The organism is Flavobacteriales bacterium, from assembly GCA_020635855.1.
In the GTDB taxonomy this organism is placed as follows: domain Bacteria; phylum Bacteroidota; class Bacteroidia; order JACJYZ01; family JACJYZ01; genus JACJYZ01.
Genome location: JACJYZ010000002.1, coordinates 1,127,154 through 1,147,399, shown reverse-complemented (window position 1 = coordinate 1,147,399; position 20,246 = coordinate 1,127,154). Strand labels below are relative to the sequence as shown.

The 20,246-nt window shown below is 50.6% G+C and carries 14 protein-coding genes; 4 read left to right on the top strand and 10 right to left on the bottom strand.

Annotated elements, in window-relative coordinates:
• The first annotated feature begins 3 nt into the window (after nucleotides 1-3).
• The 4 genes from H6585_04755 to H6585_04740 all read left to right on the top strand — a co-directional run bounded on the left by H6585_04755 (nucleotide 4) and on the right by H6585_04740 (nucleotide 6,770).
• Nucleotides 4-2,058 (top strand): PD40 domain-containing protein, encoded by a 2,055-nt coding sequence (locus H6585_04755; protein MCB9447638.1) that lies wholly within the window; start codon nucleotides 4-6, stop codon nucleotides 2,056-2,058.
• A gap of 100 nt (nucleotides 2,059-2,158) precedes the next feature.
• Nucleotides 2,159-4,414 carry an OmpA family protein gene (locus H6585_04750; GenBank protein MCB9447637.1) on the top strand — a complete coding sequence of 752 codons (2,256 nt, stop codon included), beginning with the start codon at nucleotides 2,159-2,161 and terminating at the stop codon, nucleotides 4,412-4,414.
• A gap of 243 nt (nucleotides 4,415-4,657) precedes the next feature.
• Nucleotides 4,658-6,139 carry a PD40 domain-containing protein gene (locus H6585_04745; protein ID MCB9447636.1) on the top strand — a complete coding sequence of 494 codons (1,482 nt, stop codon included), beginning with the start codon at nucleotides 4,658-4,660 and terminating at the stop codon, nucleotides 6,137-6,139.
• A gap of 16 nt (nucleotides 6,140-6,155) precedes the next feature.
• Nucleotides 6,156-6,770: a fumarylacetoacetate hydrolase family protein gene (locus H6585_04740; protein MCB9447635.1), complete on the top strand. Its 615-nt coding sequence runs from the start codon at nucleotides 6,156-6,158 to the stop codon at nucleotides 6,768-6,770.
• Here the strand turns inward: H6585_04740 and H6585_04735 are convergent.
• The 10 genes from H6585_04735 to H6585_04690 form a co-directional block, all read right to left on the bottom strand.
• The gene (locus H6585_04735) at nucleotides 6,763-8,469 is read right to left on the bottom strand and encodes a S8 family serine peptidase (protein ID MCB9447634.1); all 1,707 of its coding nucleotides are present in this window, start codon (nucleotides 8,467-8,469) and stop codon (nucleotides 6,763-6,765) included. The genes H6585_04740 and H6585_04735 overlap by 8 nt on opposite strands.
• A gap of 101 nt (nucleotides 8,470-8,570) precedes the next feature.
• Nucleotides 8,571-9,212 carry a hypothetical protein gene (locus tag H6585_04730; GenBank protein MCB9447633.1) on the bottom strand — a complete coding sequence of 214 codons (642 nt, stop codon included), beginning with the start codon at nucleotides 9,210-9,212 and terminating at the stop codon, nucleotides 8,571-8,573.
• A gap of 73 nt (nucleotides 9,213-9,285) precedes the next feature.
• The gene (gene mnmA, locus H6585_04725) at nucleotides 9,286-10,368 is read right to left on the bottom strand and encodes a tRNA 2-thiouridine(34) synthase MnmA (GenBank protein MCB9447632.1); all 1,083 of its coding nucleotides are present in this window, start codon (nucleotides 10,366-10,368) and stop codon (nucleotides 9,286-9,288) included.
• A 35-nt stretch (nucleotides 10,369-10,403) separates the two neighbouring features.
• Nucleotides 10,404-11,426 carry a toxin-antitoxin system YwqK family antitoxin gene (locus H6585_04720; protein ID MCB9447631.1) on the bottom strand — a complete coding sequence of 341 codons (1,023 nt, stop codon included), beginning with the start codon at nucleotides 11,424-11,426 and terminating at the stop codon, nucleotides 10,404-10,406.
• A 109-nt stretch (nucleotides 11,427-11,535) separates the two neighbouring features.
• A complete protein-coding gene (locus H6585_04715) occupies nucleotides 11,536-12,480 on the bottom strand; it encodes a glycosyltransferase (GenBank protein MCB9447630.1) in 945 nt (314 codons plus the stop codon).
• Nucleotides 12,481-12,485: 5 nt separating this feature from the next.
• Nucleotides 12,486-13,052 carry a DUF4199 domain-containing protein gene (locus H6585_04710; protein ID MCB9447629.1) on the bottom strand — a complete coding sequence of 189 codons (567 nt, stop codon included), beginning with the start codon at nucleotides 13,050-13,052 and terminating at the stop codon, nucleotides 12,486-12,488.
• 25 nt (nucleotides 13,053-13,077) lie between these two features.
• Nucleotides 13,078-14,463: a histidine--tRNA ligase gene (locus tag H6585_04705; protein ID MCB9447628.1), complete on the bottom strand. Its 1,386-nt coding sequence runs from the start codon at nucleotides 14,461-14,463 to the stop codon at nucleotides 13,078-13,080.
• Nucleotides 14,460-15,110 (bottom strand): hypothetical protein, encoded by a 651-nt coding sequence (locus H6585_04700; protein MCB9447627.1) that lies wholly within the window; start codon nucleotides 15,108-15,110, stop codon nucleotides 14,460-14,462. The genes H6585_04705 and H6585_04700 overlap by 4 nt, the downstream gene beginning before the upstream one ends.
• Before the next feature lie 203 nt (nucleotides 15,111-15,313).
• A complete protein-coding gene (locus H6585_04695; GenBank protein MCB9447626.1) occupies nucleotides 15,314-17,296 on the bottom strand; it encodes an OmpA family protein in 1,983 nt (660 codons plus the stop codon).
• A 60-nt stretch (nucleotides 17,297-17,356) separates the two neighbouring features.
• Complete coding sequence (locus tag H6585_04690) at nucleotides 17,357-20,164, bottom strand: AsmA family protein (GenBank protein MCB9447625.1); 2,808 nt, start codon at nucleotides 20,162-20,164, stop codon at nucleotides 17,357-17,359.
• Nucleotides 20,165-20,246 lie beyond the last annotated feature (82 nt).

The window sequence follows — 20,246 nt, the reverse complement described above, 5'->3', positions numbered from 1 at the left end:
CCTATGAACATTCCATTTCAACATGTGTTTCGAATCGCTGCAATGTGTGCGCTTGTTTGCGTGCAAACCGCAAACGCAAAGGCAGGAGGTGACGGAGACAACCGGAAATCGTTCGAAAAAGCCCAGGCGTACCTGAGTGACGAAAACTACCAGAAAGCCCTGCCATTGCTGGAGCAAATCCTCGAAACAGACCCTGAAAACGCGAATGTTCACTACCTGGTGGGTATCTGCTACCTGGAGAGCCAATCAAACAAAAGCCTGGCCATTCCCCACTTCAGGTATGCCATCAACCACACCACTTCCAGCTACAAAGAGGAATATTTCAAGGAGACCAAAGCACCGGACGATGCCATGTACCACCTCGCCCGGGCCTTCCACCTTTCCAACCAGATCGACAGCGCACTGTATTATTTTGAGAAATTCAACACGATCGTGGCGGATGACAAGCTCGATATCAAAAAGCAAGTGGCCAAGAAAATAGAGGAATGCAACACCGCCAAAGAACTGATGGCAAACCCTGTAAACATCACCATCACATCTTTGGGCATCAATGTGAATTCACCCTTTCCGGAATATGCGCCCGTGTTATCGGCTGATGAGTCTACCCTCATCTTCACTTCCAGAAGAGACAACAGCACCGGCGGTGAACTGACCCCGAGCGGCGAGTACTTTGAAGACATCCTCATTTCTTTCAAGGAAAACGGTGAATGGTCAAAGCCCCTGAGCATCGGCAGCAACATCAACACCCCCGGCCATGAAGCCACCATCGGTCTATCGGTGGACGGACAACAACTGTTCATTTACAAAGATGACATGGGAGATGGCAACATTTATGTCAGCCACCTGGAAGGCGATGTATGGACTACACCCGAAAAACTTGGATTCACCATCAACTCTCCCTACCAGGAAAGTCACGCGGTACTCTCTGCAGACGGGAACACCCTTTACTTCACCAGCAACCGGCCCGGTGGATTCGGCGGAAAAGACATCTACCGCGCCAAGAAGCTCCCTACAGGCGACTGGAGCCTGGCTACCAACCTGGGTGCTACCATCAACACACCTTACGACGAAGAAGGCCCTTTCATCCACCCGGACGGAGTAACCCTGTACTTCAGCTCGCAAGGACATAAAACCATGGGTGGTTTCGATGTTTTCTCTTCCGTTCATGATGAAGAAGAAGACACCTGGTCGGAACCTGTCAACATCGGATACCCCATCAATACCACCGATGACGATGTATTTTATACCACATCACCTGACGGCAAACGCGCCTATTATTCTTCCGCCAACAAAAACAGCGGCCTGGGAGAAAAAGACCTTTACCTGATCAGCCTGGCCACCACGGAGGAAAAACAACTGACCGTTGTGAAGGGATTGGTTAAAACCACTTACGGAACGGTTCCCTCGGACGGACAGATCGTGTTGACCGATGTGGAAACCAATGAGGTTGTGGGTATTTACAAACCCAACTCCAAAACGGGTAAATTCCTTTTGATCCTGCCCGCAGGAACCAATTACGACCTGTCGTTTGAAGCACAAGGCTTCATGTTCCACTCTCAGAACCTCGACATTCCGGAAGGAAGTGCTTACAACGAAATCAACACCGCCATTACGCTCGAACCGATCATCGTGGGTGAAAAGATTGTGCTGAACAACATCTTCTTTGAGTACAACAGCGACAAGCTCACACAGGAATCGAAACTCGAGCTTGATAAACTTTACCGCCTGCTTGACATCAACGAAAACCTGGCGGTAGGTATCCTGGGGCACACCGACTCCAAGGGCAGTGAATCATATAACATGAAACTCTCTCAGGCCCGCGCAGAATCAGTGATGAACTATGTGATCGGCAAAGGCATTGCCAAGGAACGCATGACAGCAAAAGGATTCGGAGAATCACAACCGATTGCCCGCAACGAAAATCCAGACGGATCAGACAACCCGGAAGGTCGGGCGCTCAACAGAAGGATCGAATTGAAGGTACTCAGTACCGAGGGAGAAGTGGACGTGATCGACCAAATTGAGGTCCCGGACAAACTCAAACCTGAGAAGAAGTAAAGTCCTGCAAGGGAGTCCGATACGGGCTCCCTTTTTTTCGAAACCTTTTTCCGGATGCGGGGTAAAATAGCATCGTTCCAACCCCAAAACGATCCCGGGCATGATTACACACCAACGCATCCTGCTTCTCCTTCCATTTGTATTGCTCACCCAACTTCTCTTTGCACAAACCAGCGAAAAAGAGCTCCTTGAATCCGCCCAGGAAATGATGGCCTACGGCGACTTTGCCAGCGCAGAAATCTACTACAACAAACTGCTGCAAAAAGCGCCCGACAACCCGGTCTACAATTTTGAAATGGGCGCGATGCTCTTTCTCACCGGCGACAGAAAATCCAGAGCCATCCCTTACCTTGAGAAAGCCAGGGATTTCAGGGTTGATGAGAACAGCACACCGGACATGTATTACTACCTCGGTCAGTGCTACCAGATTGCTGGAAGGTATGATGAGGCCATAGAAGCTTACAATTCTTTCAAGAACAACCTTAAGAGTACCAAGAAGGGCCTCAGTCTCCAGCAGGAAGTGAACCGCAGGATTGAATCGTGCAACCACGCCAAGATCTTCAGCAAATCAGCTGTCAGGGCCACCATCACCAATGCCGGAGAGAACATCAACAGCCCGGAACTCGACTACGGAGCCGTGCTCTCTTCCGACCAGACCATGATGTACTTCACCAGCCGCCGTACAGGCAACTTCGGAGAAAAAGCGTTTGATGAAACGTACCAACGGATGCTGAACAATGAAGACATCTACCAGGCTTCCATTTCGGTAGGCAACGGCATGATTACATTTGACAAAGCCAAGAAAGCTTCCACCCACATCAACACCACCGACCATGATGCCGTGATTGGTATCTCCAAAGACAACCTGAAACTATTCCTGTACCGCGACAATGATCTATGGTACTCGCAAAAAGCCGGTCGCGACTGGGGCGAGCAAAAACGACTCAGCCAGAAATTCAACACCAAGAAAGGACAGGAAACGAGCATTGCCATATCACCCGGACAGGATCACATCTTCATCGTAAGCAACCGCAAAGGCGGATACGGAGGAAAAGACATCTACGAATCGGTACTGCAGGCCGACGGATCATGGAGTCCGCTAATAAACCTGGGGCCCACCATCAATACGTCTTACGATGAAGAAAGTCCATACCTCAGCGACGACGGTAAAACACTCTTCTTTTCATCCAAAGGACACAGCTCCATGGGCGGATTCGACATCTTCGCATCCTCCTATGAAAAGGGCGACTGGACCGCTCCCAAGAACATCGGGTATCCCATCAATTCATCCAGTGACGACGTGTTCTTCACCGTTGACCCAACCGGTCATATGGGTGTATTCACCTCCGACAGAGAGGATGGCCTCGGTAGCTTCGACATTTACCAGGTGAAAATGGAAAAAGAAGATATCCCGGTTACGGAAGTGAGGGGTATCGTGCTGGCCGGCGCAGCCAAAAGTCCGATCGGCGCTAAGATCACCGTTACCAATACCTCCACCGGTGTTGTGGTAGGTTACTACTCATCCAATGAAGACACCGCCAGTTCAGACCATGGTAAATACCTGTTGGTATTGTCGCCCGGTGAAGAATACAACCTGCTGGTGGAAGCGGAAGGGTACAAACCCTATAACCAGGACATTTTCGTACCCGCCGAATTCGAATACCACCAGATGTACCAGGAAATTCATCTGGGAGAAGACAACTCCACCATGTACAATGCCCTCTTCGACATTGACACACAGTACGACAATGCCTATTCCTATATAGAGAAGCAATTGACCGTTGATCCGGAATATGCCGAATACCTCAAGAAAGACAATATGTATTCGGCCTACATCAACACACTCATCAAGATCGACAAAATATTGAGTGAAGACGCCAAGGTGGTGAACGACGGATCCAAGCCAGCCGCCGACAAATCAACGGAAAACGGCATTGGTCTTTCCGATTTCTTCACACCTGATGAGCTGCTTGCCGTCATGGCAGACTCGTTGGCAGATCAAGTCATCATTCTGCCCAACATCGAATTCGATTACAACAGGGCCACACTCCAGGAACCGTCGAAGATCGAATTGAATAAGTTATATACCTTCATGAAAAACAGCCCCAAAACGAAGATAGAATTCCGGGCACACACCGATGACCAGGGTGACGACGATTTCAACCTGCGGCTGTCGCAAAGCCGTGCCAATGCAGTCAAAGATTACCTTGTCTCCAAAGGGATTGATGCCGGGCGTATCAATGCAGTAGGATACGGTGAATACAAGCCCATTGCACCGAACATCCTCCCCGACGGATCTGACAACCCCAAAGGGCGTCAGAAGAACAGACGCATTGAAGTAAAAATCACACTATAGTTAGCTGGTAATTAAAAAATAATTACCTTAGAGCGAGCACAGAATGCTGGCGCGATGGGATTTGACGGAAGGATAACACTCAACATCTTCATCTTTTTGTGTACGTTTACCTGCTACGGGGCTGTGTCTGCACAGACCAGAAGGCCTACGTCCGCGAGGCAACAACCGGTTGTAGAAGGAAGTAAACGGGAAGCAAAAAGTAATTTCGAGATCGAAAACTATCGGGATGCGATCCCTGAATATGTGGCATTGCTCAAAGATGACGGTGCCAACCTGGAATACAATTACAGACTGGGGATCTGTTACCTGCAAACCTACATTGACAAAACACTCGCCATTTCATTCCTGAAAACGGCGATGGACAACCCCAAGCACGAAGAAGACACGCCGTATTACCTGGGCGTGGCCTATATGCATGCCCATCAGTTCGAAGATGCCATCAAGTATCTGGAGATGTATAAGAAGACGGTGGTGGGTAAGCCGAACGAAACCCGCATTGTAGAAACCACCATCCAGAATTGCCATGTGGCAAAAATAGCCATCCAAAATCCCATCCGGGTCAAGTTCGAAAACCTGGGAAGTGATATCAATACAGCCAACCCCGAATACAACCCATACATCTCACCGGATGAAGAAACATTGATCTATACCAGCAGAAGTAAAAAGAACATGGGCGATCTGTTGGATTTCGATGATGAGTACCCTTCGGACGTATTTATTGCCACGGCGAAATCAAACGGTGAATGGCGACGAGGTCGTAGCATCGGATCCATGATCAACACGGAACTGAATGAAGAAACCGCCGGCATGTCGGCAGATGGCCAATACCTGTTCATTTGCATCGACAACTTCAACGGCTACGGTGATATATGGTACGCCAGCAAACGCGGGCGTGGTTACCAGAGAGCAGAAACACTGGACAAAGATAACGTCAATGGCTCCGCCTACGAATCCAGCGCCACTGTTACCAATGATGAACAGGTACTCGTGTTTTCGTCCAACAGGGACGGCGGCCAGGGCGGCATGGACCTCTACATGTGTAAAATGCTACCCACCGGCCAGTGGGGCAAACCCATCAACCTGGGGCCAAAGATCAACACCCCTATGGATGAAGAATATCCCGCCTTCTCTCCCGACCAGCAAACACTGTATTTTGCTTCCAACGGACCGAAGAGCATGGGAGGCTACGACATCTTCAAAACTGAGTGGCAATCCGAAGGAACCGATTTCCAGGATCCCCAGAACCTGGGATTCCCTTTGAACACGACAGCAGACGAGACCACCATCTCATTTGACCAAACCGGGCGTTATGCCTATATGGCCCGCGGACACAAGGAAGGTTCTGGTGACCTGGATATCTACAGGCTCACCATTGAAGATGTGGATCCACGCTACAGCGTGATCAAGGGCTTCGTTCTCAATGCCGATTCCACCTCCAGCGGCAAGGAAGGGATTATCAATATTTATGATGCAGACTCCAAACTGTTGTTCGGTGTATACAAAATCAAACCGGAAGACGGAAAGTACCTCATCATTCTCCCTCCCGGAAAATGGCATGCCGAATTTGATCTGGAGAGTCTCGACAAGTTTACAGAAGATTTTGAAGTCAAGGGTAAAGGCGACTTTAAGGACCTGATCGAAAGGAATTTTATCATCGGAGGCGCACCCGAACCGGCTCCCACACCGAATGGCCCGCTCTCCCCTCCTCCGAAAAAACGGAGGTAGCACCCGTTCCCCTATCATGAAAATCATTGCCATCGGCCGGAATTACGCCGAGCATGCCAAAGAGATGAAGAGTGAAGTTCCGACGGAACCCGTATTCTTCATGAAACCGGAGACCTGCCTCATTAGAAAAAACAGGCCCTTCTTCTACCCCGACTTCAGCCAGGACATACATCACGAAGTTGAACTGGTCCTGCGCATCAACCGCGTTGGAAAAAACATCGCCACACGATTCGCTCACAAATATTACGACGAGATCGGTATAGGCATTGATTTCACCGCACGGGATGTGCAGGCGGAACTTAAGAAAAAGGGACTTCCCTGGGAAAAAGCCAAGGCCTTCGACGGCGCCGCTCCGCTGTCGGACACATTCCTGCCCAAGGATACGTTCAAAAACCTCGGGAACATTTCCTTTCACCTGGACGTCAATGACAGAACCGTTCAGAAAGGCAACACGAAAGATTTGCTGTTTACCTTTGACGAACTGATCTCTTATGTATCCCGCTTTGTAACACTGAAAAAGGGAGACCTGATCTTTACCGGCACACCGGAGGGTGTAGGACCGGTACAGAAAGGCGATCGCCTTCAGGCATACCTGGGCGATCAGAATTTACTCGACTTTAAGGTTATTTGATCCCCTTTGAAAAAACAGGGAGGGTAAATGTGCGGATGGGTGTGGAAACACTCAGCATATAGACACCCTGAGGCAAAGGCGGGAACCCCTCCACCTCCACCATGTTGTAGGTATTGCTAACGAACCGTTTCTCGTCGTTGAACAACCTTTGCCCCATGGCGTTGAACAACTCGATAAGGACGGTCTGATTCACGGCCGAATAAAAGTAGAAGTGCAGTTCATCCCCAAACGGATTGGGGTACGCCTGAATCAACTGGTCGTTGTCGAAATTGTCCCTGGTCATTCCATCCAGGATCATACTTGCAACCGCGAAGTTGGGAATACCATATCCTTTCAACGTATCCGGCGCAAAATACTGGTCGCCGCTTTGCTCAATCGCACGAATGAGTTGTTTGTTGGTGGCATTGGGATGCGCCTGCCACAGGCATGCTGCCAATCCGCTCACCAGCGGAGCTGAAAAAGAGGTTCCGCTTCCGGTCTGAATCCTTGGACTCGGACTCGCATCAGGCGCCACGGAAGCGATGATGGTCGACAATCCCTGCGCCACCACATTCGGCTTAATGCGCCCGTCATAGGTGGGTCCTTTCGAACTGAAGTAAGCCCATATCTTGAACTGATCCACAGCTCCCACGGCCAATACATCTGCACCGTCTGCAGGAACTGCAACGTATTTCCACGGGCTTGAGCCTTTGTTTCCGGCACTGTTTACCACAAGGATGCCCTTGGACGATGCTTTCTCCGCGCCCTTGGTTACCACCGTAGTTTTTCCGTCCAGGTCCGCATATGAATGATCTTCGGTGGCATCGTCAAACGTCGTATAGCCGATGGATGAATGAATGATATCCGCACCCACACTATCGGCGAATTCAGCAGCCACCACCCAATTGTCTTCTTCCATGACTTTCTCACTTCCCGAATCTTCTGCGCGCAACAACCAGTAATTGGCCTCGGGAGCGGTTCCCACCAATGCCCCGGGCAGGTTCCCTGCCATCACGGAGAGTACCTGCATACCATGGGTGTGGTCTTCGTACACGGAGGTACCTCCATCCACAAAATCCCTTGTTCCCATCAAATGCCCGTTCATGCGCAGGCTGTCAAAAGCCACGCGCGTACCCACTTCCCAGAACCCTGCATCGATCACCGCGATCAGCATGCCTTCTCCGTGAAAACCTTTGGCATGCATGTAGTCGCCACCCAGCATATAGGTTTGATGATAGGCCAGTCCATAATCATAAACCGCCTGGCTGGCTGCAGCCTCATGTGTCTTCAGTGAAGATACTTCGGAAAGATCTCCGAGCCGTTCGTCATTTTCACATTTATACGTGTGAACCGCCGAGGTGGCCTGCACGAAGGAAAAGGAGGATATCTTCTGTAACACGACAGGATTCTGAACTTCCACGCTCACGGCATTGAACCACCTGGAACGGTGAATCACTTTTGCACCGGCCTGAATCAGGGCATCTACCTGGCTTTGGGAAACGGGCAAGTCGTCTTCGGTAATGGGGATACCTTGCCTTTCACGTCTGGCAATGGCTTTTTCCGACAAAAACTCCTGGGGCCTATCAAGCGAGTAACCGCTGTTTGTCTTCCCGGTGAAATACACCCAGTAGCGTTTGGCGCCAACTGTTTGTGACCAAACGGGCAAAGCAGAGAGGACCAGTAGCATCAGGAAAACCGATGGCCAAACAATTCGCTTCATCAGATGTAGATTATGGGGACGCAATTTGCAATGTAACAATTGGCAAGATGAAATCAAAGCGGCCTTCTGTAAAAACAAACCCTCCTTTCATTCATGGATGGTTATTCCGACCAATCCAACAGGGTCATCGTGTAGTCCAGTCCGCCTTTGATTGTGCCATCCACTTCCTTATCAAGCACCCTGTAGGTCTTACGGACCATACCTACATGGAGGGCATACACTTCTTCAACACTTTTTTCTTCGATGAGATTGGCCTCATCCACCTGTTGCACGGTAACGGTGGAATCAAAATCAAACGTTCCTACGGTATAGGATTGGTGTACCGCGGTATAACGATAATTCCATGTCTCCAACGTATTCATGGCATTGCCATCCCAGCTGTGATTCTTCCGTGGCGGGAACTGGAGCCTTACATAACGCAGGTTTTCTTCCACACGTTCCAGGCGATCATCAAAGCGATTGGCGTACCACACATCCGAAATCAACCAGGGATCGGTATCGGCCTGACGCTTGAACCGTTCGATCCTGTAGGTCGTCTGACCGGTGTTATCCTTAAAAACATCGGCGATCACCTCCTTGATTTGGTAATGATAGTTGGTATCGGCACCATTCAGAAAGGCATCATACACGGTAGAATCCATGTCATATATCACCCAATGCCCTACATCCACCGGGTAATAGTCTGTATAGGTCAGGGGCGGATCCACGGTGCTTTTCTTGCAGGATGCCCATGCCGTCAACACACCGAAAATCAAAATGAATTTGAAGAAACCATGTCGGGTCACGGCTGAATCAAACGAGAGGGGGCTTATAAAGTTACGACGCAGACGCAAGGGGTTCCCTGAGTATAAAGCCTCCTCCGATCAGGTCCTCTCCGTCATAAAACACAGCAGATTGTCCGGGTGCCACAGCGGTCACCGGTGCGTGGAAGGCCACATTCACCTCATCGCCTTCCTGGGTGAGGGTACATACCGTACCCGGGTCTTTATACCGGATCTTGGTTACCGCTTCAAAGGATGTATCCAGACGATCCCACTTCTGCAGGTTCACCCTACCCACACGCATGTGTTGCTGTTCGAGGTCTTCCACATCGCCCAGCACCACGGTATTTGTTTCCGGGACGATCTTGACTACATATTTGGGCACGCCGGTGGCAATCTCAAGCCCTTTGCGTTGCCCTACGGTATAGAAGGGATATCCCTGGTGGTTACCCAGCACTTCGCCGTTCACAGACACGAACTTTCCACCCTGAACACGTTCTTCCAGCCCATCCACACGCCGTTTCAGAAAGCCGCGGTAATCGTTATCGGGGATAAAGCAGATCTCGTAGCTTTCCTTTTTATTGGCAAGGGCTTCGAATCCCCGGTCCATGGCCATTTTGCGAATATCGGTTTTGCGGAAGTTGCCCATGGGGAACAGGGTACGTTTCAGGCTCTCCTGGGTGAGGCCCCATAGCACATACGACTGGTCTTTTTCCACATCAAGTCCGCGCGACACCACATACCGACCGTTTTCATCCTGCCTGACGCGTGCATAGTGACCGGTGGCAATGAAATCACACGACAGTTGATCGGCACGTTTCAGCAGGGCTTCCCACTTGATATGGGTATTGCACAACACACAAGGGTTGGGGGTTCGGCCCGCCATGTACTCTTCCACGAAGTTATCGATAACCGCATCGCCGAACTCATCACGAATATCCAGGATGAAATGGGGGAATCCCTGTTCAACGGCCAGGATCCGTGCATCGTTAATAGAATCAAGGCTGCAGCAACCGGTTTCCTTTCGTGAACCGCCAGCGGAAGCATAATCCCACGTCTTCATGGTGATACCGATCACCTCATACCCTTCTTCATGCAGCATGAGTGCAGCCATCGAACTATCGATACCACCGCTCATGGCCACAAGTACTTTTCCTTTTCCTTTTCCTGCCATCACTTCACCAGGTTACCTTCGTGATATTTCTCAACCTTGTCCACGGTTCCGTCTTCTTTATAATAGGTCACCTCCCCTTCCAGTTGCCCGTTCACATAATTGGCTTTCATCTTGAGTACCTGCACTTCCAGTTTTTCTTCACGGTCCGCCTCTTCCTCTTCCCCGAATTGTTGGTTGTTGGTTTTGCCGGGCACTTCTTCCACCACCCATTTACCCACAGGGTAATATTCCAGGTATTCACCTTCAAGTTTGCCATTGACATAGTTCATCACTTTGGCCGGGATGCGACCAGGATGGTACTCAGTGAAGGTGCCGTTTACCCGGGTAGACCCGGTCATGTATCCATTGCTGTACCTCACGATACTTCCCAAACGACCATCTCCCAGGAAATACTTCCAGGTACCATTCTTGATCCCTTTGACATACGGCCCCGTCATCTGCACTTTACCACTTGGATAATGGAAAGTCACATCCCCTTCCAGGTGATCGTCGGTATAATGACCGGTGGTACGGATGGTTCCGTCTTCGAACTGCTGGACCCAGTCGCCGTCTTTCTTGCCGTCTTTCCATTGCATGCGGTTCACGATGTTGCCGGTTTCGGGGTAGTACTCTTCGAATGTGCCGTCTTTCACACCTTTCTTAAAGGATTCCTGTGAGGTCTTCTGGCCTTTCTCGTTGAAATATTGCCATACACCATCCTTTTCCTGCCCGATGTACCGGCCCATGGCCACAACCTGCCCATTCTCATGGTAGACTTTTGTATCACAGGTAACACCATCCGGGGCATAATCCATATCCGCCTCAAGCTTGCCGTTTTCCCGGTATCTTTTCAGAAGTCCGACAGGCTTATCATCCTTAAAAAAGCCGTCGTAGCGCACCTGGTCATTGGGATAGGTGCGGATCCAGTGGCCCTGCTTGTGTCCTTTGGCATCGGTCACATTCAGTGAGTCTTGAGCATGCACGGAGCCGAAGCCGGCCAGCAGCGCAATGAATCCCAGGATATATCGCAAACCTTTTATCATGAATACGAAGATAGTTACTTTGAAACGATCAACACGACAGCTTCGTGTCACAATTAGTTAACAGGCCACTTGCGAAGAAGATACAAATCCGGTGCCGGAAAAGCCCGGATTAAATGGATGGGTTCAATCTTTCGGACACGTGATACACGTTGCGGTCCGGAGAATTGCGTGAAACCAATTCGGCAAGGAAGCCGGTCAGGAACATTTGTGAGCCGATGATCATGGCCAGAAACCCGAGGTAGAACAACGGCCTTTCGGTCATCTTGTATTCCAGCCAGTACAGCTTGGCAAAGCTCAGGTAGCATGCGATTCCGAAGCCTGCGAGGAAAAACAAGGTTCCCAGCAACCCGAACAGGTGCATGGGTCGCTTACCGAACCGGGTCACAAAGGAAATTGACATCAGGTCGAGAAAGCCGTTAACGAAGCGTTCCCACCCGAATTTGCTATAGCCGTACTTTCTGGCTTGGTGCTGCACCACTTTCTCAGTGATCTTTTTGAATCCCGCCCATTTGGCAATGAGTGGAATGTAGCGATGCATTTCACCGTAAACCTCGATGGTTTTGATCACATCTTTCCGGTAAGCTTTGAGGCCGCAATTGAAATCATGCAGCGGGATGCCGGACATGATGGAGGTTGTTTTGTTGAAGAACTTGCTGGGCAGGGTCTTCATCAGGGGGTCGTAGCGCTTCTTCTTCCATCCGGATACGAGATCGTATCCATCCTCCATGATCATCTTGTACAAATCGGGAATCTCATCGGGGTTGTCTTGCAGGTCGGCATCCATGGTGATGACCACATTGCCGGTGGCTGCTTCAAAGCCGCAGTTGAGTCCGGCTGATTTGCCGTAATTTCTTCTGAAGCGGATGCCTTTAATGGATGGGTATTGGCGGGAAAGTTCGCCGATCACTTTCCAGGAACCGTCGGTACTGCCGTCATCAATTAAGAGGATCTCATGGCTCAGGTCATGTGCCTTGCAAACGCGATCAATCCACGCCACCAGTTCGGGCAGCGACTCCTCCTCATTCAGCAGGGGTATGACAAGCGACAGGTCCATATGTACTACGCTGAAGGGATACCGGTTTCCTCTTTTTTGATGAAGATGGAAGTGATAAGTGAGAAGATAAAACCGATGAGTACATGCCCTATTACAACCATCACCATAATCACACCCGGGGACATGAATATATTTGCAATCTTCATACCCTGCTCCAGTTGGGCATCGGTCAGGTTCGGATTGGATTCCAGCATTTTCTGCTGGGCTTCCGCCCTTGATTGTTCAAGCAGTCCGGGATCAATTTGATACATTAAAACGTATGTGTACAGCGCAACGATCAGCGAGGAAAACAACGCGATCATCACACCGGTTCCCAAGGCTTTACCATAAGAGATATGTCCGCCGAGATACCGGTCCCGGTACTGGATACATCCGTAGATAATGAATCCGAGTATGACGGCATATCCTGCCACCGCTGTTATTGTTGACCGCGTCATACCCGCCATGTAAAACAGAAGGTTTACGATAACGGCAGCCATTCCCAGCATACCCCCATAGGTCATGGCGATCTTCATGACACCGGGATCGTTGTTCTGGGAGGTGGAGTCGAGTAAAGGTTGTTCTTCTTGCATACTATAGGGTTATGGGCAAATATAACTAAAATGCAATGCCTGTATGTGAACGATTGATGTAGTCTGCCAGTGCATCGGTATCAAACTTTTGCTGTTCACCGCTTTCCATATTCTTCAGGGTGATCTGTCCGCTTTTCAGTTCTTCTTCACCCACCAGTGCCACCCACGGGATCGACTTCTGGTTGGCATACTGCATTTGTTTCTTCAGCTTAACCTGCCCGGGATACACTTCCACCCTTACACCTTTCTTTCTGAGCAGATGGGCAGCTTTCATGCAAAACTTCTCTTCCTCTTCACCGAAGTTCACAAACATCAGCTGGGTAGACATGGTGCTGGTTTCCGGGAACAGGTTGAAGGTTTCCATCACGTCGTAAATGCGATCCGCGCCGAAGGAAATGCCCACGCCCGACATACCCGCCAGACCGAATATACCGGTCAGGTCGTCATACCTGCCGCCACCTATGATGCTTCCGATGCCGCTTTCCGGAACCCCCACTTCAAATATGGCTCCTGTGTAGTAGTTCAGTCCGCGTGCAAGTGACGGCTCGAAAGAAATATGTTCTTTCCCGATGAATTCCGAGGCCATCTGCCACATATCGGTCAGCTCACCGATCCCTTTCTGTCCCACTTCGATGTCGGCCAGTTTCAGGCGAAGCGTATTCATCTTATCTTCCGAATCACCATTGATTTCAAGCAACGGCGTCATGAGGTTCACGGCATCCTGACTGAAACCCCTTTCCAACCATTCCTTTTGCACAGCTTCCAGTCCGATCTTATCAAGTTTATCCATGGCCACAGTGAGATCGGTGATGCGTTCGGGGGCACCCATGAGGGCCGCCATGCCTGCCAGGATCTTGCGGTTGTTAACCTTCAGTACCCATCCGGGAATCTTCAGTCGTTCCAGTACTTCACTGATGATCTGGATCAGCTCCACTTCGTTCAGCAGTGAATCGCTTCCGATCACATCCGCATCGCATTGGTAGAACTCGCGGTAGCGGCCTTTCTGCGGCCGGTCGGCACGCCATACGGGTTGAATCTGGTAGCGTTTGAACGGGAAATTGATATCGTTCTGATGCTGCACCACGTACCTTGCAAAGGGTACGGTCAGGTCATACCGAAGGGCTTTTTCCGAAATCTTGCCGGTCAGCTCACGGGATTCGGTAATGGCCAACTCGCTCCGGTCAACATCTTTCAGAAAATCCCCGGAGTCGAGGATGCGGAAGATGAGGCGATCACCTTCTTCACCGTATTTGCCCAGAAGCGTGGATGCATGTTCCATGGCGGGTGTTTCAATGGCCTGGTATCCGTGAAGGTGAAACACTTCACGGATCACGGAAAAGATATGATTGCGCCGGGCCATCTGCACCGGGGAAAAGTCCCTCGTGCCCTTGGGTACACTCGGTTTGGTCATGGCATGATCTTATCTGGGTAAACAATACCCTGCACGGAGGCGGTGTCTTCATACACCCTGTCCGGAAGCTCACGGAACACCACGATATCTTCCAGGCTACGGCCACCGCGGCCACCGGACAGCAGAACGCCGTCATAGTTCTTATATCCCGACCACAGGTCGCTGATGCTTGGCTCGGTCATGGAGGCATTGGCAAAATAATCCCACCGGCTCACCAGGTGGGTTTCCGGATCCACATACACCCGGTATTTATTCTCGGGCGTATAGCCCACGCTGTTCCCGAACGTGAGTTCCAACACGTCCGTCATTTTGCCGTCCTGGGTTGTATCCTTGCCCACGTACTTCAGGTTCACGCCCGGATCGAGAAGCTTGAAGGGCATCACGAGCCAGTAGCTGTCGTTCACCCATATCTGGCGGCCGATGTCAACGAGTTTCTTCAAAGTATCCGGCTCGGTGATCTCCTGGTTGCCTTCGAAAACGCGGCCGGTGGTGTCATTCACGTTGATCAGGAACAGCATATTCCATTTGTGGTGTTCAATGCGCACGCGCCCTGTGTATTTATCCCACAACAGGTGCCGGCTGCCAAAGAAACACCAGCCGATGTGGCGGGTGCGGTCCCAGGCTTCACGGCCACCCATGGCCTGCATGACTTCTTTTGCGATGCGCCTGGCTTCCGGATCGGCACTGGCGGTTTCCACTGCGGTTGAATCTGTGCCACCCTGTTCTGACGAGGGTGCATTATCCTGGCATGCGTTTGTCATCAAAACAACGGCGCCCAGCAAAACGATAAATGATAGCTGCCTGAACATGCACGCGAAAATAGGCAAAATCAGCGGGCCGGGCACATCCTTTATTTACCGATGATCTTAAATTCGGTACGACGGTTGCGGGCCCTGCCTTCCTCGCTGGTATTGGAAGCGATGGGGTTGGTTTGCCCGAACCCTTTGTAAGAAAGCCGGTCGGGGTCAATGCCTTCAATAACGAGGTACTGGTACACCGAACGGGCACGGTTGTTCGACAGTTCCATGTTCTGATGCGCATCGCCCTGGTTGTCGGTGTGCCCCTGGATGGCTATTTTGAGTGTGGGGTTGCGGGTGAGGTAATCTATAAACTCATCGATCATGGCCATGGCCTCTGCGGAGAGATCGAATGAATTGGTGGCATAGATGATATCATTCAACTGATACGACTCACCCACCTTGATCTCCTTTGTTTCAAAGGCCACCGTCATGGGCTTGACAGGTTCGGGCTTCTTGGTTTCCAGGTAAACGGCATTGAACGCCTTGTCTTTCTCTTTTACTGAAAGAATAAAATCCTCGTCAGCTTGTACCGTCACCGCAGCCACGTATTTACCATCATCCTTGTTTATCTTGATCTCGGTGACCTCCTTGGTCTTTAAACTCTTCAGCTCCAGTTTGGCGTCTTTTGCAACTTCACCGTTTTCATCCTTCACCTCACCTTTCACCAGCAACACCTTTTCGGGTTGGGCTTCTTTGTAGAGAGGGAAACTGTATATATCGTATCCCCCCACCCCGCCTTTCAGGGTATTGGATGCGAAGTAGGCGGTTTGCCCGTCGGTGCTCACGAAAAAGCCAAGCTCATCGGTTTCCTTGTTGATGGGGTAGCCGATGTTGGTGGGTTCCATCCACTTTCCGGTCTTCTTATCGGCTCGGGTGTAGAAGATATCATACCCTCCGAGCCCGGGATGACCGTCGGATGAGAAATAGAGCGTTTGGCTATCGGTATGAATAAAGGGAGATTTCTCATTGCCCGGGGTATTGATGGGAGCGCCCAGGTTCTCGGGTTTGCTCCATTGGGAACCGGGAAGGCGATGGCAGACATAAATATCGGAACCTCCGAGTCCACCGGGCCGCATGCTCGCAAAGTAGAGCGTTTGCCCGTCGGAAGAGATGGACGGCTGGGAATCCCATAGTTGGGGATCATTGATGTCGTCGCCCAGGCTGCGGATGTCGCTCCAATGACTGTTCCTCCATTGCGCATAGTAGATGTCACAGTTTTTTAACGAGGTACCGATGTCGGTACACACGGTGAAGTACAATTCTTTGTTATCAAGAGAAACGGTGGGTCCACCTTCGTTCATGTTGGTGTTGAAGGGAGGTGGCAGCGGTTCTCCTATCTGCCACTTGCCATCTTCCCTGTTGCTGCGGCAGAACTTCTCAATGCGATCATCCCCGGAAATCTCTCTTTCAAAAACATAATCGGCAGGCAGGTTCTTGTCCTTCCGGCTATATCCGCGTGTAAAGAAAAAATACTCATCGTCCGGAGATACCATGGCCAGGTATTCATCCACCTCGGTTGAAATGCCATCCACCACGTGCGGATCAAAAGGCACCGGATTCTTGTATACCTTATCATAGAAATTCGCCATGCGCAACAGTTTTTCGGCATCGGCCTTATCCTTGGCTGATTTGATGGACTGCGGATAGCCAAAGAACTTCTCGAGCAGCATGATCGACTTGTCGTAGTACTGCAGGTTGTATGCAATCTCCGCCATGTACAGGTAGGCATAGGGATCACGGTCGGGACAGCTCTGCACAGCTTTCTGGAAATACTTATAAGCGATTTTTTCCTGGTGATCTTTGTAGAACTCACCTCCGAGGAAGAGCTGAAGGTCGGTGAAGTCTTCCTCCTTATCGGCCAGTTCCTGGAGTTCTGACATGGCATTTTTGCGGTCGTATCTCCAACGGCTCAGTGCATCATCGAACAGGGCCTGGGACTTTTTTCCAGGCACGGGGCAATCCTGCGCGACCGCACTTCCCTGCAACGACGCCGACAAAACGAGCGCCCATAGATATATGTTCTTCCGGACCATACCAGTCATCTTCCCCGGGAACGGAAGTTTGGCCGTAGCTTATATAATCAACTGCAACTGTTATTTATTCAGCAAATCGTCTGCCTTTTGTTTGGCGGTATTTTCAATTCCATCCGCCTTACGATTGGCTTCGTCTTCCACCTGCTTCGCCTTTGCTTCACCTTCCTTGCGTACCTTGTCAGCAGCAACCTGTGCGGCTTTCTTCTTCAGCGGATTGCCTTTTCCTTCATCCTCAATCTTCTTGGCGTTGGCTTCCGCTTCGTCACGGATGCGTTGCGCAGCAGCTTTTCCTTCCGCACGCACTTTGTCTGCCTGTTTCTGTAATTCTTCGCGACCCTTGTCTTTCAGTTCCTCCACTTTTTCTTTCACCACTTCCTTCACCTGATCCTTCACCTGTGTGGTTGCACCTTTGATGCTTGGGGTGATGGTCGGATTGGTAACGGTACCACCGATCATCACATCCACAGGCAAGGTGGCGTTGGGGTCGTTTTTCAGTCCTGCGGAAGCCAGCAAACCGTTTACGGCATCGCCTCCCATATCGCTTCTGGGGATCTGCAGATTAAGAACATAGTCCAGGGTCTGATCAAATCCATTGGATCCCTGCATGGTTCCTTTCACATTCCCCAGCTTGAGGGGAACCGGGTCCACATGCACCCTTCCTTCGGAAAACCGGAAGGCCACATCCATGTTGTTGAATTCCCACTTTTTCAGTTTGGGGTTGCGCAGCACGTCAGCCATTTTTTCAAGGGGTTGGAAACCTTCCACCTTAATATTCTCGGCTTTCAAACGACCCTGACCGGCCAGTGTATTCATCACCGGTTCCATCTTATCATCCAGCTTCGTCACAAACGACATGCTGGTGGAATAGCTGCCTTTGCAGGCTTTGGCAATGGGTGCAATCTCGGCCACGGTATTAAAGGTAGATGTGGTTTGCTCCACATCGAAACCTTTGATGTCCAGACTGAAATCCACGTCGGGGGACTTCACATCTTTTGTACCATATGTGCCGTTCACAGTCATGGCACCTCCGAGGGTATTCATTTTGAAATTTTCGAGGGTAATCACCTGGTCTTTGATCTTCAGGGAACCCGACACGTTGTCCATCGGCATGTTATCGTACAACAGTTTCCCGAAAGACGCCGAAGCCACGAAATCAATGAACGGTGGCACTTCAATCACCGACAAAGCTTCTTCTGCAGGAGGAGCGGCTTCTCCGGATGCCGGTGTACCTTCACCTGACGCCGGCGTTGAAGCAGCTGCCGCTTCATCCTCTGTCATGAATTCATTCAGGTCGAACGAAGTGGATGTCATGCGGAAGTTACCCGCCAGTGTGGCACTGTCTTTTAATGCATAGGCCAGGTAATTGGTCACCTTTCCACTGGCCTGGAGATCGCTCTTTCCGATCATGCTGTTGAATTCGGCGAGGTCGAGGTACTGCGGACTGAAATTGAACTGCAGCTTATTGATTCGCATGCCCTGTGGGAAATCTTTGGTCTGGTAATACATATCGGCAATTCCCAAACCACCCACGGCGTGGAAGTCTTCATACCGTCCCTGGTCAATGGACGACTGGCGTCCTTTCAGTTCGAGGTCGGCAGTGATGATACCCGAAAGCTTGTCGTCCTTTTCCCTGGGCACGATGTCACCCAGCTTGCTCAGATTGATCACGCCCTTCATGGCGCCATCCACCTGGGGGTCGCTCACCGGGGTGGCGATGCGCATGTGCATATCGAAGGGGTTACCCATCATCTCCACATGAAATTTGCTGATGTCTACCACCGTCTGATCCGGGTCGCCGGTGGGGCTATCGATGTTCACGGCTACCTGGATGTTTTGCATGGCTCCGGGCAGGTCGGGGTATTTGAACATGGCATCTTCAATGACAATATTGGTACCGAAGCCCGGCATGATGCTGTCGTTATACAATCCCTTCACATACCCGTCAAGGGCCAGTTTCCCGGATGTCTTAACAGAGGCAAAATCGTTCGCATAGACGGCTGGCACCATCGACAGGAAATTCTTGAACTCATTCTTTTTGGCGGCGAACTTCAGGTCCATCACATAACCGTTGTCGGGCATGGCAAACTTTCCGTCCAGGCCGAGTTCGAGTTCATTCACTTTCAACTCATTTTCCTTGAAAGTGAATTCAAACTTGTTCATATCCGCATCCAGGTCTGCCTTCAGACCCACCACAGCCTTCGTCAGGTAAGGCACACCTTCGTAGGACATATCCACCGCATGAATGGATCCTTTTGATTTTACGGATGTGAAATCTGCTGTGAAGTCGCCACTCAATTCGAAGTCCAGTTCATTCAACACCATGGCGAATGCCAGGCTTTTGTCTTCGTAGGCCATATATCCCTTCACAATCTCCAGTGATTTCAGGGCGGCTTTGAACGGCGCTCCTTCAGAAGGGGCTTCCTCTTTTTCGGGGCTGGTTTCCGGGGCTGATGTTTCTCCGGTTGCAGATGACTTGGCGATGTCCCAGTTGGCACGCCCGTCTTCCAGCACGCTGAAATTCATGCGTGGCTGGTCCAGGCGAACGGTTTTGATCTTCATCTCGTTGCCACTGATCACGCTCATGAGGTCTACGGTAAGATGCAAGGATTTCATGCTGATAAGGGTATCCCCTTCGAACGGTTCCTTGTTGGCCACCGACAGGTCATTGATCTCAACGCTGAAGTCTGGAAATGATCGAATCAGTGAAAGATCGAAATCCCCGAAGTTCAGGGTGGCGTTCAGGTTGTCGTTCGCCGCATCCTTGACGGCCTGCACGATGTTATCCTTGAAAACAATAGGCAGAACAATGATGGCGCCCAACACCAGCGCAATGAGTACACCCAGGATGATGAATATTTTCTTGATCATATCAGAACAACGTTTGCTCGGTTTGCATGCTTTTGGTTTCCGATACAAATCGGTTTGACCGGAACCGGGCTTTAAAGGTAAA